Below are 15,260 nucleotides of genomic sequence, written 5' to 3'. Positions count from 1 at the left end.
TGGTTGACTTTTTGCATAGAACCTATTAAAGCATCTTCGGTGTCAATACCGCTACATTAACTTTTTAGATGATTAACGATTTGATTTTAAATTACTTTTTAAGTTTTGCTTTGTTTTTACACGATAGATGCTCATGATCTAGCTCCAACGAAAGACGATCCAGAAACCTATTTTGATCATTTCTGTTTCCAGTAAGTTCATAGTGTTTCGGTTATTGAGCTTTGCTGCATTCTCTCAGACTGTCCAGCTATTCGAAACGACTTCAGCTTGCTTAAGTATCAATTCAACTGTGTAAGGCGTTTTATCCGGTGGATACTTATATTTACGTAGCGTTTGGCGTACTAGAACACGCAGTCTTGCACGCACGCTTTCACGGACCTGCCAGTCAACAGTTGTGGATTTTCGTAATTGAGCTGTCACTTCAATCGCTAGCTTTTTAAGGATGTCATCTCCCAGCTCACGCACGGCACTTTCGTTTTCAGCTAACGCATCGTAGAAAGCAATTTCATCCGGGTTCAGCCCCAATGCGTCATCGCGCGCCATTGCTTCCTGGAACGCCTTCGCCATCTGGATCAGCTCTTCAATCACCTGTGCAGTTTCGATCGCCCGGTTATTGTATTTGAGCAGCACGGCTTTCAGGCGGTCAGAATATTTCTTCTGCTGCACCACGTTATTACCGGAGCGAGCATGAATGCCGTCATTGAGCAGTTTTTCCAGCAACTCTACCGCCAGATTACGTTGCGGCATTTCCCGCACCTCTTCCAGGAACTCATCGGACAGCAACCCTATGTTTGGCTTGTCCAACCCGGCCAGAGCAAAAACATCTTCAACGCCTGTAGCGACAACGGCGTTATCGAGGATCTTGCTCAAGAGGGAGTTTTTCTCTGACTGGCTAAACTTTGCTGCCGGATTCAGTTTTAGAAGCGCGACACGGATTGCAGAAAGAAAGGCGAACTCTTCTTGCAGTGGTTTCGCTTCATCCAGCGTATTACAAAGCGACCACGCTTTAGTCATTGCCAGTGAGACATCAAGGTAGCGTTTTTTACCGTCATCCAGCTCCAGAATGTAGTTAACGGCATCGCGTAAAAACGCTAATGGATCGCGAGAAAAGCCCTCGTAGCTAAAGCCGGGTTTTCCTGCTGACGGCGCAAACATCCCGTGAATAACATCGATTTTTTCCAACAGAATGGCAAAGGCTTCCCGCGCATCCACCGTGGTCTGCCCTTTCCCTTTCGAATCAGTATATGTTTTCAGAGCCTGCTTCAGCTCGTTGGCAATGCCGATGTAATCCACCACCAGCCCGCCGGGCTTATCGCGGAATACGCGGTTAACACGCGCAATGGCCTGCATCAGGTTATGGCCGCGCATCGGTTTGTCGATGTACATGGTGTGGCAGCAGGGCGCATCAAAACCGGTTAGCCACATATCGCGGACAATCACCAGCTTCAGCGGATCGTTCAAATCCTTAAAACGGGCTTCGAGCCGCTTTTTAGTCTGCTTGTTATATATGTGCGGCTGAAGATGGTCTTTATCGGATGCCGAGCCCGTCATGATGACTTTGATAGCACCTTGTTCGACATCAGTGCTGTGCCAGTCCGGGCGGATCGCCACAATGGCATCATAAAGTTTGACGCAAATATCACGGCTCATGGCGACAATCATCGCTTTACCGTTCATGGCCGCATTGCGCGTTTCAAAGTGCTGAACCAGATCGGCGGCGACCTGCTTGATGCGAGGCTCTGAACCTACCAGCTTTTCCAGACGGCTCCAGTCACCTTTCGTTTTCTCTTGCTGCCCTGTCTCTTCATCTTCCACCAGTTCATCCACCTGATCGGAGAGCGTTTCCAGCTCCTCATGGTTCAGGTCGAGTTTTGCCAGCCGGGATTCGTAATAAATCGGCACCGTGGCGCCATCATCGACTGCATCCTGAATGTCGTAGATAGAGACGTAATCACCGAACACGGCGCGGGTATCTTTATCTTCAGACGCAATCGGCGTACCAGTAAACCCCATAAACGAGGCATTCGGCAGCGCGTCGCGCATGTGTTTGGCGTAGCCGTATTTATAGATGCCCGTTTCGCGGTCCAGCGTGGCACTCAGGCCATACTGGCTGCGGTGTGCTTCATCGGAAATCACCACGATGTTGCCGCGCAAGTTGAGCGCCGGATGACTCTGCTCACCATCCAGCGGCGCAAACTTCTGCACGGTGGTAAAGATGATGCCGCCTGATTCACGAGCATTAAGCAGCTCGCGCAATTCATCGCGATCGTTGGCCTGCAATGGTGTCTGCTTTAATAAATCCTGTGCCTGGCAGAAGGTGGCGTATAACTGCCCATCGAGATCGTTACGATCCGTCACCACCACAATGGTCGGGTTGTTCATCTCCGCCTGTTGCAGCAGTTTTCCGGCGTAGCAGCACATAGAGATACTTTTGCCGGAGCCCTGGGTGTGCCACACAACACCCGCTTTTTTACTGCCGGGGGTAATGTTACTGCGCAGCGGCAAGTGTTTACCGGTAGAGGCCACAATCGTGGCCGCGACGGCTTCGCGCACCGCGTGAAACTGATGATAGGCGGCTATTTTCTTGATGAGTCTTTTGCCGTCATTCTCGAACAAAATAAAGTAACGAATATAGTCGAGCAAAAGTTCCCGGTTAAAAAAGCCCTGAACGACGGTTTTTAACTGCCAGTCAAACTGTGGTTTATCATCTTCGTTAGCCACCGTTTTCCACGGCAGAAAACGCTCTTCATCAGCGGTCAGCGAGCCGATACGCGCATTCTGCCCGTCGCTCACCACCAGCGCTTCGTTGCAGATAAACAGATCGCTGAGTTCGTTTTTATAGGTCTGCAACTGATTAAACGCAGCCCAGATATCGGCATTAACATCAATCGGGCTTTTCAATTCAATCACCGCAACTGGCAGGCCGTTGATATAGCCAATCACATCCGGGCGCCGCACCTGCTTTGTGCCCTGAATGGCAACCTGGTTCACCACCATAAAGCGGTTATTGGCTGGATGGTTAAAATCTATCAGCAGCGCTTTATCGTGAACGACTTTCTCTTCACGCTTGTACTCAACGGGCACACCGTCGAGAAACAAATGGTGAAATGCTTTGTTGCTGACGACCAGATCCGGGCTTTGCGCATGGGCGATACGCAGTATCACCTCTTCGAGCACGGCAACAGGAAGATGAGGATTGATGGTTTGTAGCTGTTCCAGCATCACCGGGCGCAGAAACACATCATGAAATGAAGCACGCAGCGGGTTGTTGCCATCCGGCGCGATATCGGGCCCGTGCAGCACTTCCCAGTCCTGTTCAGCAAACCATTTCAGGCATTGCTGTTCTAAATCGTCTTCGCTCAGCATTACTCTTCCTCTCCCTCGGTAATCATCCCGCTCTGTTTCAGTTCCATCGCCAGCTCCAGCAGGCTCGGGCGAATCGCTTTTTCCAGACGGTTCATGCTATCCATCATCCAGTCGATAATGGCAGGCCAGATCTCTTTATTGCCGCCGTCAAACGCCTTTGAACAGACGATCTGGCAGCTTTTTCGCTCCGGCAGTAGTCGCCAGTCGAGCGGCTCGCCAAACAGCGATTCAATTTGCGCTTTACGTTCCTGCAGGCGCTCAAATAACCAGGTGTTTTCCAGCGCATCCCCACGCGAAATATTGAGCTGCACGCGAGCATCTTTCTGGGAAAAGATCAGCTCAAACGGCACGCCGCTGACACCCGATCCGGCAGCCAGCCAGTGATCGGTTGAGGGAGCGCGGTTGTTAAACAGTGAACAGGGACTGGCACGGAATTTTTCCAGCGTCATCGTCCAGAACTCGCGGCGCAGATAATGGCGTTGCTGCAGTTCGCTACTGCTGGAGGTGGACTGTTCTTCCGCCTCTTTTTGCGCCATACCGATCATGTACGACTCCGCTTCCGGCGTCGGGATCACCTGGCGGATATCAACGAACACGTCTTCACCGAAACGATAAGGCGTGACTTTAAAGCACTGAACCCGGATACCAAACTGCATCAGCCACAGCGCGGTATTGGTGACCTCTTTGCGGAAATTGGCCGCAACCATGATAACCCGCTGGGTGCCTTTACGGTTGAGCACCCCTTCTTTGAGGCTTTCCCAACCCATAAATTCGGCGATGACGTCCGCCGCCTGGCGGTTCTCGTTGGGCTCGTGCTGATCCAGATAGAGCTGGAAGATCTCAACCACGCTTTCCTGACGCAAATTGGCACAGTAGCCTGCGTATTTCAGCGCCTGCCAGACCACGTCGCGCCCGGAGTCATCAAGCTTGTTCTCGATGATCACCAGATTGCCTTTTTTATCGAGTGCCAGCAGATCGAGGCGTTCTTTGGTGTCGTCAAAACTGGCGAACTCTTTCTGGATAATCAGCAGTTCGTCGTCGTTATCGCGGGTCAGCGCTTGGGGATTCTTCGCCAGCCACTCCTGCAGATGGTCGCGCTCGCGAAAGCCGAGGCTGCTGAACGACACTTCCTGCAAAGAGTGCAGGCTGTTGGTGGGCTTATCGACTTTATACATTTTCCGCCTCGCTGACCGCCTGCTCGGCTTCCGGCAGAGTGATTTCGCCCGAGAGGAGTTTAGGGAGAAGGGTGTCGCGGAGTTGGGTTAAGCTGGCATTTGTTCTTAGATTATTTTCAATATCACTGAACAAAGGGGTAACGATTTTCTCAAATCGGTGATTTACGATTTTAGAAGCTGTGAGTGTAACTACGGTATCAAAAGTAGATTTTGTAATGGTATCAAACACTGCACCGTGGGTATTTCGTTTTAGTACATCCACACACTGTTTAACTTTCAAATAGGTCAGCAGCGGGCCAGAAAACTCACCACCAGATATTGCATAACAGGATTGGTTCATTGTCATTTCAATGGCCGTTAACGCTAATTTCCCTACAGTCCCTCTTGCAGAAATTATTGTTGTGCCAATAGGAAGTAATTTTGCCGAGCTTTTATCCAGCCCTTTTTTCGTTATCTTCTCTGTGGTTTTAATAACGAAAACATCACTATCTGCAGGAGCATCCTTCACTGAGTACCAACAAATGTCGCCATTCCAAAATTCTGGCTCTGAACGTTTAGGTGTCCCTCCCCCAATTAATTTAATTTTTTCTGATAACGACGATAGTTCCCAACCTTCCGGAATCTCCCCCAACTCACTATCCTGCATCTCAGAAGGAAACAGCTCTGCCGTGGCTTTTAATTCGGCATATTGTTCAGGTTGTTCACGCTCAAAAACCGCCAACGCATCAGTGCCTTTCCCGGAAATTGCTGCCATAGCCGCAAGCGTAGCGTCTTCCTGCGAACCACCCGCTTCCAGCACTGCCATTTTGGCTTTTACCGGTTCAAAATCGACAAACCAGCTTTTGAACAGGGCTTGCGCCATTTGCTCTAGGGTTTGGTTGATTTTTTTATTGGAAGTTATTTTATCTTCAAGGCTTTTTAAGATTGATGCAATTTTTTCCTGAGCAACAATAGTATTAGGCACTCTAACATTTGCCATATGGACATGATTTCTATTGATGCCAGGAACAGCAGCTTTATCACTGTAAGCGTGAAAATCAATTGTCTGTAGTAAATAATAAGAAAAAAGTGGTGAGTTCCCTTTAAAATCCTCGACATAAAGTGTTGTGTTTAGTGGCCAAAAATCCTTAGGAATATAAAAAACCTCACCAATCGTACCATATCGACCAGTCACCACCCCAGGTCCTTTGGCCATTGATATATCATGAACACCAGAGTAGCCAGAGGACGAAATGATAGGAACATCACCATCTTTACGTTTTGCTTTTGGCAAATCGTAACCACGTTTAAGGTTTAAAAAATCCCCTAATGTAATATTAATCCACTCAAAACCCATAACCCAGCCCCCCCAGATTCGCCTTAATCTGCGCTTCCAGCTTCGCACTCTCTTCCAGCTGTTCTTTCAGCTGTGCCGTCAGTCGCGCCATCTTCTCAGCAAAGGATTCATCGTCTTCATCCTGCTCGGCAGCACCGACGTAGCGTCCTGGGGTCAGCACAAAGTCATTTTTCTGAATGTCTTCCAGCGTTGCCGAAAAGCAGAATCCGGCTTCGTCTTCGTAGTCTTTATCCGCCTGCCATTTATGGAAGGTGTCAGCAATATTCGCGATATCCTCGCGGGTGAAATCACGCAGCACGCGGTCTTTCATAAAGCCAATCTTACGGGCATCAATGAACAGGACTTCACCTTTACGGTGCGCTTTGCCGTTACCGCCAGATTTGTCTTTGGTCAGGAACCAGATACAGGCCGGGATTTGGGTGTTGGTAAAGAGCTGACCCGGTAGCGCCACCATGCACTCCACCAGATCGGCTTCGATCAGGTTACGGCGGATTTCACCTTCGTTATTAGTATTGGAACTCATCGAGCCGTTAGCCAGCAGCAGCGCCATCGAGCCTTTCGGTGCCAGGTGGTGGATCATGTGCTGCATCCACGCGAAGTTGGCGTTGCCCTGCGGCGGCGTGCCGTACTTCCAGCGCACGTCGTTTTCCAGCTTCGCGTTCCACCACTCCTTCATGTTGAACGGCGGGTTAGCCATTACAAAGTCGGCACGCAGATCCGGGTGCTGATCGTCGAGTAAAGTGTCGGCATTTTTGGTGCCGAAGTTAAAGTCGATGCCCCGGATCGCCATGTTCATGGCTGCCAGACGCCAGGTGGTCGGGTTAGATTCCTGGCCGTAGACGGAGATCTTCTGCTTTTGTTCAGCAGCGTTGTAATGCTTCTCGCCCGCATGTTCTTCAATAAAACGATCGCTGGACACAAAGAACCCGCCGGAGCCCATCGCCGGGTCATACACGCGGCCGTTATAGGGCTGCAGCATTTCGACAATCAGGGTCACGATGCTTTTTGGCGTGTAATACTGGCCGCCCTGTTTACCTTCTGCCAGTGCGAATTGCCCGAGGAAATATTCGTAAACGTGGCCGAGAATATCCTTGCTCTTAAGGTTTAGTTTCTCGCTCTTGTATTCCGGGTTGCTGAAGTTGGCGTCAGAGAAAGTGTTAATCAGCCCGGTCAACACCTCGTTGCCCAATTGATACTGGCTGATACGGTTGAGAATGCCTTTCAGTTTCGGGTTGGTTTTTTCAATTTCATCCAGCGCGTTGTCCACCAGCCAGGAGACGGAGCGCAGTATCACATCCTTTCCGGTGGTTTCATCCACCCACAGCACGGTGCCGGTTGGCAGCATAGCTTTGTTTTTCAGCGTTTCCCAGCGCGCCGCTTTCGGCACCCAGAAGACGTTTTTCTCGGTGTAGTAATCTTCTACTTCAAGCTCATCCAGCAGCGCCTGGGCGTACTCTTCGTCACTGCTGTAATTGTCGTGTGACATCGCGTAGATGTTGTCCGGGTTGCCGACATCACGAAATAACGTCATCAGCTCTTGCTGGCGCGCCTCGAAGGCATCGGACACATACTTCAGGAAAATAAGGCCTAGCACGACATGCTTGTAATTGGCGGCATCCATGTTGGCGCGCAGTTTATCGGCGGCCTTCCAGAATTTGTTATCCAGTTCGTTCAGGAACTGTTGTTCGGCGTTGTTCATGAAAATCCTCGGGAAAACACAGGGGCAGGCTAAAAGTGCTGCCACGAATTCGTTTTAGTTGTGTATGTTGCAAGATCATACCCGCAGGCACCTCAAGCGCAAGCGATACAGCCACTGAAATTGCGCTTGTTCTTTACAAGTACCAATCATCCAAAAAGCCATTTCAAAATCTTTGTAATTATATTTTTTTGAGAGGTTTGCTGCTTTGAGGTGCTAGCAGGGCTCGGAATATTTTGAACTGGCTGCGAAGCAGATGTTCTCGTCGGTGCTACATAATGCGTTGATGATTTATTAGGTACTACATGCTGAGTTTGCGGTTTTGCTGGTGCTACAGTTTGTGTAGAAGCCCGTAACTTGTTGAGGATTGCCTGGTTTGCAGTTGTGGCGTTAGTGCTCACAGGCTTAGGAGTTGAAGTGATGCTCTTACCCTTAATGCGCTCCAAGGCTTCCTGATTGCTGTTAGTATAAGTTGATATTTGTCGACTATCGTTTGGTCCAGCAAGGCGCCAGCGGGCATCTGTTTCTGAAAGAACGGTCATTTGCCCGATGGTCGTAACTGTTATTGATATATGTGAATATTTGTATTTTCCACTGACGTAGGGCGGTTCCATAAGACCGATTACACTAATCCATTTCCCGATCCATGAGGCATCAGGTTTTGAAGGCAAAGCGCTAATGCCTTCGTTCCATATTGATATTTTGAATATATTACCGCGCCAATCACCAAAATTGACAAAGATATATGGTTTTCCATTTCGGGCATAACTAAGTTTGACATCAATAACTTTACCGATGACTTCAACTTTATCACCAACTCGCTGAAGGCAAGAATTGTAATCCATGGCTGACAGGACGGTGTAAGCACCAATGTAACCAGGTTTCAGTCTGCTGCTTGGTATATTCCCATTTATACTAATAGTTGCCAAAGATACAGGAATGTTTCTACCAGCAATGAAGTCATCAAGGGAAGGCGTTTTTTCCATCGCTGAAGTGCAGACTGCGGCAAAATTCTTTACATAGGGGGAAAGCTGTTGAATGCGCGATAGCATCCCTAAGATGGAAGATGAACTGGGGTCTACAAAGTCATTAGCTCGAAAAATGATTGCATCCAGTTCCGAATTTGATTTATCCCAAATGGACGGATCGATTTGCAAGGTTTTAAGAGCTAGCCAGAGCGTAATAAGTGAGAAACGGTCCAGAGTGTGATTGAACGGATTCGTTGCTTTACGGCGGGGATGCTGAAAATTGACATGCCCCAGCTCCGAGCTTCCTAATGTCTTAATCTCATCAACGAACATTCCGTCATAGTCGATTAACTGGACGGTTGCACCTCCGTCGGAAACCATCAGGTTTCCGGTCTGGAAATCACCATGTGCTATTTTTTCTTTTTCAAGGTAGGCAGCAAGTGATTCAATCGATGCAGATAGTTTCGCTATTGCTTGCGCAGAACGCCTGTTGACCTCTAGGAATTCTCCAAGTGTCTCTCCCTTGGCCCATGCCATTTTGACAATAGGGTAAGATATTCCTTCGACTATGATCCCTTGGGGCTGAAACTGGAAGTCGAGAAAATAGGGGGAGCGAAGGCTAGAAATTTTCCTCGAGATAGCCTCATAACGGCGTTCTAAAGCCTTTGACTCTCTATGAAAACAACGAACGGCGTATTTCTTAACGCCTGATTTGATCGTATAGGTCAGTGCAAAGCCACCGCTGATGGCTAGGGGTAGACCCAACCCTGTCGTGGCAACAGAGCCAGATTTCAATTCAGGATCGATTAGCAGCTCACTATGTAGCTGAAACGCTTGGTTGTATTGTTCAAGAGATGGGTAAGGCATCTTTCTTTCCGCGTTAAAACGATAGTACAAGCAGCGTTGAGTCGTCGATATGCATACGTTTTGCTGCGCGCTCTCTCAGTACTAACTCTGCAAGCTGTTCCTCAGTTTGCAGCGAAAGTAATTCGATAAAACCAGAATCCTCTGCCAGCGCTTGTTTCAGTGCCCATTCGCCGAGGGCATCTGTCATACAGAGGAGTTTGGGTTGGGTGAGTTTTTCAAGGTAAAAAGTTTTCCCATGCCGTGTCCAGAAAGTGCTTCCACCGACGAAATCGTTATGAGCGGACAACGTAGCAAGGAGTGTTGGCCGCTCATTAAATTTATCTGGATTATCGAAAGGCCATGCGCAAATGAGTTTCCCGCAATCAACCAGCATGGTGATGCTATCTCCAATAGCAATAATCTCTACCGCCTGATGGTCTTCAAATTCCTCTACACCTATTAGTGTCGCAAAACTGCCTCTTTCGAATGCCGATTGCTGTGACCAAGACATAGAAGGGAAGTCATGCGAGGCAGAATATTCCGCTACAGTAGATGCTACCCATTCAGGATTTACTTTCGGATCTGCAATAAATTTACGAGCAAGAAGATCAGCCCATAACTTGGAGTTGAAGGACTCGCTCGCACCATCACATAGAGCCAGCCTTCTCTCATCTTCGGAGAAGGCAAATTTATCTTCATTCGCCTCAGGGTATACAGGATCTTTTGGAACTGTCCCTAAGAACTCCAGTTTCATTACTGAATCAACGCAGCTGAGAAGCGCGGGTTCCGATGTCGAAGAAATCGACGAGTTCGGCAGCCTCAGCATTGAACATGAATCCACGAGATTCGATTCCGACCGTATGACCTTTTTCCTGTGCGAAATGCACCAGATGTTCCGGAAGAGGGCTGGACATACGGAAGAGCAGCTTAGCGTAGGCATCCGGTAAACCTGCGTCAGAGGAGGGGAATCTGATAGGATCATTTCCGAGGGAACTGACATGGATGTTAAGAACCAGAACTTCACCGTCATTGGTGCTAATTTGTCGTAGATGATTGGCAATCTCTTCCGGATCACCGTCGTTTGATTCGCCGTCAGTTACATGCAGGATAGTCGGAGGATAGCAATCCGGATGGGCATCACACCAAGTCACCAACTCTTCGGCGGCTCTGGTCAGGGCTTCACGCATAGGCGTGCCACCATTAGCAATAGCATCGAACCATACTGGAAACTTAATTGCTGTCTCGATGATTCCGCCAGCTCCATCATCCATCTTCCGTTTGCGATCTTCTACTCTGGCTGGATTTTGTTCGAGAGCCGAAATTGGATTGAGGACTTGTCCACCAAGTGGACCAGAGAAGCCATTAGAAACCCCTTGACCGCCATAACCTAAAACACCAATTTCGAAATAGTCACGTACACCTTCCGATTTAGTACAGCGAGTGATTAGGTTCATTAAAGTTCGATTAAGCGCATCGGCGACAAACTCAGCCTTACTTCGACCGGAGGACATTTTGTCTGACATTGAACCAGACTGATCGACGACGAAAAGAAATGCTGCTGGATTAGTACGGCTGATCTGAGCTTCGTATGCCATATGTCTTTTTCCTCTTAAAGATTATTTCCATCATATCAATTTGTTAGACAATTGCGAGAAATGCCCGAACAACAGTTTAAATTTTTAGTTGGGTCTTGACTAAAATCACACTAAGCCATGCTCTTTAGGGGAGGATTAACATACCGTGCTGATTATTAGGATTTTAATAGTTAGATTTTATCAAATGATCCAGCCTGCTTATTGATCGCTACAAGTAATGGCGTATATCCAGTCCGCACATTGCGGACATACCTTTTCGCCATTCTAACAGATACGGCACCAGCAGCATTGCCAGTTTTGTATCGTAGTTTGGCAAGAGAGTAGGCGGAGTGACCTATTCCCTGCTGATGAATATACTAGGATGTTAGTCATATTTTCATCACGATTATGGGCTGGGCGCAAAATCCTGAACCATTCAAAGTAAAATACTTGTTGCAAAAAATTGAAGTAAAGTATGTTATTTTTCATCAAACTGCCTAAAACTATTAGATCAAGCCAAATCTAAGGCGTGATGGGAATTGGACGACTCGCTATCATTGATGAGCTGATGCATAAGGAGGGTTGATTATGAGCACACAAGCTGAAGAAGGGACACAACGCCGTATGACGTTAGGTGAGATTGCAATGGCTCGCCGGATTTTTGGTGATTCAATAGCCTATAATCGCGTCTGGATTCATTGTGACAGCTATTTACCGTTTGGTTTGCAAAAGCAAAACTATGCTATGACGCCAAATGGAGAGTTATGGTACAGAAAACCAATGTATAAAGAGGATTTCTCTTCAAACGCTGTTTTTATTGAAGATAAATACGTTTTTATCCATGAGCTTGGACACGTCTGGCAGCATCAAAACGGGCAGTGGGTCAGACTGCGTGGCGCTTTTAGCTGGGCTGCTGAATATACCTATAAACTTGATAAAAATAAGCTCACTGATTACTCTCTTGAACAACAAGCATCCATTTTAGCTGATTACTGGTTGTTACTGGTATATGGCCCTGATAAATGGCGCTATTACCAAAGACAAGGGCGAATGGGGATGTACAGGGGAAACGACAGGATTCAGGATGTATCGTCGCTTTATCAGAAAATCGTTACGGGAAAAGGATGATAACCATGAATAGTAAAGTATTATTGGCTTCAGTATTTATTTTAGCCGGATGCCCTGGACCAGGAGACAGAATGGCTGAGCGAGAGTTAACCTCAGCGATTATCAAAGATAATCAAGTTTGTGTAGTGTCGCCACTGAAAGCAGAGGAAAGAATTACTGCCATTCAAATAAACGGGGATAAAGACGATACGCTTCATAAAGTTTTTGACGATAAACCTGTTTATGTAGCTAAAGGGGAATGCCTGCCACTATTTGGATTTACATTTTCACCGGGTGAGAGATATTCAATCGCTTATGACGTCATGAATCAGAAATCACAATCGCATTTGGTAACGGCTGAGTTTTCAACTCAAATCGACAAAGGCGTCATCAAGATCTTTTAACACGATGATCTTACAAGCGCGCATATGCGTATAAGACCATAGGTACCTTTGTACAAATCGATATCGATAAAATATGTGCCTAAATGGGCTATGCAAGGCGCGGAGTCGAGGGTGGTATCAGTGGAGAAACTGGTTACGTTCCCGACTGCGAATGATAGTAGCACTAAACTAAGTGTTGAAGACCAAGCCATCAGAGCCATCTCGTTTGTTTATTAAATCAGATATTTATAAGTCGTAAGGGCAAAGGTTCTGACTGTACCTTGATTTTCGGGCAATAAAATGATGTTATCTTTATGGCATCGCTGGTTTTTAAGTATGCTGGTTGAATAGGAGAAGGATGTCTTGTTTGAATATTTTAGCTTTATATTGAAATGAAAATATTTATTCTTGTTATCATAATGCTTGCCAATGTGGGCCTCATCCTGTCTGTCCTTCTCTACGCAATAAACAGAAGAAAATATTATGAGATTATTAGTCTTTTTCAGAAAAAATATACGCTTCCTGCACCATATCTTTACAGCAGTATGATTGGCTTCTTTGGTGCTGTCACGATGGCATATTTCTTTATCAGACTTAAAAGAAATAAAAGTATATTTTTCTTGGATAAAAACAGTGAGGCATATCAGTTTGTTGATGAGAGTAATGTCGAATTGATGCGGTGGATGATTCCTTTCTTTAATATTTTTTTATTAAGCTTTGGATGTTTTGTGTTCCTAATTTCTTTTGGCGGTGTACTGAGCTTAATCGATAAGTTCACATTTTGACTTAAAGTATAATATTTTAAGGACTCTAATATTTTTTGCCTGTTCTCAATGATGCCAACCACTCAGGCAGCACCTCCCCGTACCATCCCAAATATTTCGCCAGTTCCGGCTTCCTCCGCTCACTCAATATCACCACCACCTCATTCACAATCCACGCTTTAGCAAGGGCTATCTCTTTCGCCAGCACATCCGCATTAAACCTGCTATTCAACTGACAATAGCGTCGCGCTATCGCCCGATAATCCTCTTCTCTGCCCATCCCTTTGATCAAAGGCGCTAAATCTATCGCCGGGCTACCCAGGCCAAAGCGTTCCCAGTCGAACAGCACCAGTTCGCCATTTTTTCTCTTTCCCCAGTTACCTGCATTGGTATCACCGGAGATCACGCAATGCGGTTCAAAAAGCACATTGCTGTGCTTCTGCATTACCCGAAACTGCCGTTCCGACTCAGCAGGCAGGCGAAGCAGATCGAGGCAGCCTTCCAGTGCTGCCTCGTCCCACCGATGTGTGCTGAACGTCCATGAGGGATCAGGCGGTACAGAATGTAATCGTGCAAGAACGGACAGGAATGTATTGTCCGTAACAGCGTCTTGTTGGATGGGTTCAGGAATATATTCGAGTATGAGCTTTCGTTGTTCGTAGCAGGCTGATTTCACAACGGGCGTCAGAATGCCATGCTGAGCCTGAAGGGGAGCGGCATCGCAGTAGAAAGCATATTCCACCTCGCTTACCGGCGCTTTTTCAATTGCGCAGGGCTTACCATCTTTATCCGCAAGGCGTTTTACGCGTGCAATGCCCATTTGGGCTAAATCGGCGTTGGACATAGTAACTCTGCATTTACTCTAAGCGTAACGAATACAGCCTGCTCCCACCTCCGCAGGAGCAAGCCCCCTCAACCTCTTACCACTCAGTCAGCCCAATCGCCTTCATCACCTGCTTTCTCTGCTGCACGGACAGCGAAGCCAGATCCTTAATCGATCCCACCCGCGTCCCGTTTATCACATCCCTGGGTTTAAAGCTGATAATAATCTGGCACCAGGTGACCTTCACATCCAGTTGCACACCAATCGGAAAACCCGCTTCTTTTAGCCAGCAGCCCTTCAGCGTAATCGCTGGAACGCGGCGATAATTTGGAGTGCGGGTCACATAACCCACGGTCGCATAGCGCTGCGTATAGTTTGGTGCTTTAGGTTCAGTGTGGCCTGAAATACAATCAAAGGCAGTCATGATTACTATTCCTCGTAAATAGTGATTGTGATCAGCGATGCGGATGTGGGGCAACACATTCGTATCGCGCTAAATGACCGGAACATTTAATCAGGCAGGCGAAAACGCAGCGAGAGAGAAAATAGCAAACTGCGAAAACATACGCAGAAATTTCACGCAAATCGCAACGTAATCCATCATTTTTAGTGGCAGATCTGAATTCTGATAATGGCGAAAAGAAGAGGGAAATACCCGACCATTTCACGCGTCCTCAGCGTCAATCCGTTGTCCTGTTGCCCTGGCCTAAACCGCCTCCGGGACTTTCACCGCGTCACCAAACCCTGACCCCGAAATCCTTTATCAGCCACTCGCACTCTCCTGGGATCGCCATAACAATTTCCACATCGGCACTGTTAACGCCTTAGCTAGCCACAGGATCAGGCGCTTCCGCTGGTGAAGCGTAATCTTATCGCCGAGCCGTTCGTGACCGTTGCCTCACCGCAATACTTACTGATGCCAGCTTGCTGACCGGCAGCAATGACTGGGCTTATGAGATCACTAACGAATGTCACTTTTTCAACATTCCCAAATCGCTTGCGGTCTGTGACCGTACGCCGTTACGAAAATCGGTGCTTTCAGGGGCTGGGATTGCCTGCATGCCGGAATATGTTGTCCAGCGTGATATTTGCAGTGAAAAACGCATCTGCCTTTTTAAATAGATGAAATCATCGAAATGGTTATTAAACCTTTATTATCCGACCCGCAGCCAAATAGCTGAAGCCAGATGGACAGCAAGAGAGATAGGCTCGTCGCCTGATA

Annotated in this window: 11 protein-coding genes; 2 read left to right on the top strand and 9 right to left on the bottom strand. The window is 47.5% G+C overall.

Annotated features, from left to right (window positions below):
• Nucleotides 1-234: 234 nt before the first annotated feature.
• From C1N58_RS15225 to C1N58_RS15195, 7 genes are all read right to left on the bottom strand, one after another.
• Nucleotides 235-3,366: a type I restriction endonuclease subunit R gene (locus C1N58_RS15225; RefSeq protein ID WP_394551011.1), complete on the bottom strand. Its 3,132-nt coding sequence runs from the start codon at nucleotides 3,364-3,366 to the stop codon at nucleotides 235-237.
• Entirely contained in the window at nucleotides 3,366-4,541 is a 1,176-nt protein-coding gene (locus C1N58_RS15220; RefSeq protein ID WP_394551009.1) for a DUF4268 domain-containing protein, read from the bottom strand. Before C1N58_RS15220 ends, C1N58_RS15225 begins: the two co-directional genes overlap by 1 nt.
• Nucleotides 4,534-5,877: a restriction endonuclease subunit S gene (locus C1N58_RS15215; RefSeq protein WP_394564306.1), complete on the bottom strand. Its 1,344-nt coding sequence runs from the start codon at nucleotides 5,875-5,877 to the stop codon at nucleotides 4,534-4,536. Before C1N58_RS15215 ends, C1N58_RS15220 begins: the two co-directional genes overlap by 8 nt.
• Nucleotides 5,867-7,576: a class I SAM-dependent DNA methyltransferase gene (locus C1N58_RS15210; RefSeq protein ID WP_394564305.1), complete on the bottom strand. Its 1,710-nt coding sequence runs from the start codon at nucleotides 7,574-7,576 to the stop codon at nucleotides 5,867-5,869. The genes C1N58_RS15215 and C1N58_RS15210 overlap by 11 nt, the downstream gene beginning before the upstream one ends.
• Before the next feature lie 146 nt (nucleotides 7,577-7,722).
• On the bottom strand, nucleotides 7,723-9,408 hold the full coding sequence (locus C1N58_RS15205) for a TerY-P anti-phage system serine/threonine kinase (RefSeq protein WP_394564304.1): 1,686 nt from the start codon (nucleotides 9,406-9,408) through the stop codon (nucleotides 7,723-7,725).
• Between the two features lie 13 nt (nucleotides 9,409-9,421).
• On the bottom strand, nucleotides 9,422-10,141 hold the full coding sequence (locus C1N58_RS15200) for a TerY-P anti-phage system serine/threonine phosphatase (RefSeq protein ID WP_394564303.1): 720 nt from the start codon (nucleotides 10,139-10,141) through the stop codon (nucleotides 9,422-9,424).
• 7 nt (nucleotides 10,142-10,148) lie between these two features.
• Nucleotides 10,149-10,982 carry a TerY-P anti-phage system-associated VWA domain-containing protein gene (locus tag C1N58_RS15195; protein WP_394564302.1) on the bottom strand — a complete coding sequence of 278 codons (834 nt, stop codon included), beginning with the start codon at nucleotides 10,980-10,982 and terminating at the stop codon, nucleotides 10,149-10,151.
• 567 nt (nucleotides 10,983-11,549) lie between these two features.
• On the opposite strand from C1N58_RS15195, the gene C1N58_RS15190 reads away from it, so the two are divergent.
• Both C1N58_RS15190 and C1N58_RS15185 read left to right on the top strand, forming a co-directional pair.
• Complete coding sequence (locus C1N58_RS15190; RefSeq protein WP_210451692.1) at nucleotides 11,550-12,089, top strand: type IV secretion protein Rhs; 540 nt, start codon at nucleotides 11,550-11,552, stop codon at nucleotides 12,087-12,089.
• A 5-nt stretch (nucleotides 12,090-12,094) separates the two neighbouring features.
• Nucleotides 12,095-12,472, top strand: a complete 378-nt coding sequence (locus tag C1N58_RS15185) for a putative T6SS immunity periplasmic lipoprotein (protein ID WP_394564301.1) — start codon at nucleotides 12,095-12,097, stop codon at nucleotides 12,470-12,472.
• A gap of 789 nt (nucleotides 12,473-13,261) precedes the next feature.
• Here C1N58_RS15185 and C1N58_RS15180 read toward each other — a convergent pair.
• Nucleotides 13,262-14,059, bottom strand: coding sequence for a phosphotransferase family protein (locus C1N58_RS15180; protein ID WP_394551568.1), 798 nt, complete (start codon nucleotides 14,057-14,059; stop codon nucleotides 13,262-13,264).
• Nucleotides 14,060-14,135: 76 nt separating this feature from the next.
• Nucleotides 14,136-14,462 (bottom strand): SymE family type I addiction module toxin, encoded by a 327-nt coding sequence (locus C1N58_RS15175; protein ID WP_394551566.1) that lies wholly within the window; start codon nucleotides 14,460-14,462, stop codon nucleotides 14,136-14,138.
• Between the last annotated feature and the right edge of the window lie 798 nt (nucleotides 14,463-15,260).

The sequence above is a fragment of the Pantoea sp. SGAir0180 genome, from assembly GCF_043546245.1.
Note: the sequence above shows the minus strand (reverse complement) of the source record. Positions and strands in the feature narration are given on the sequence as shown.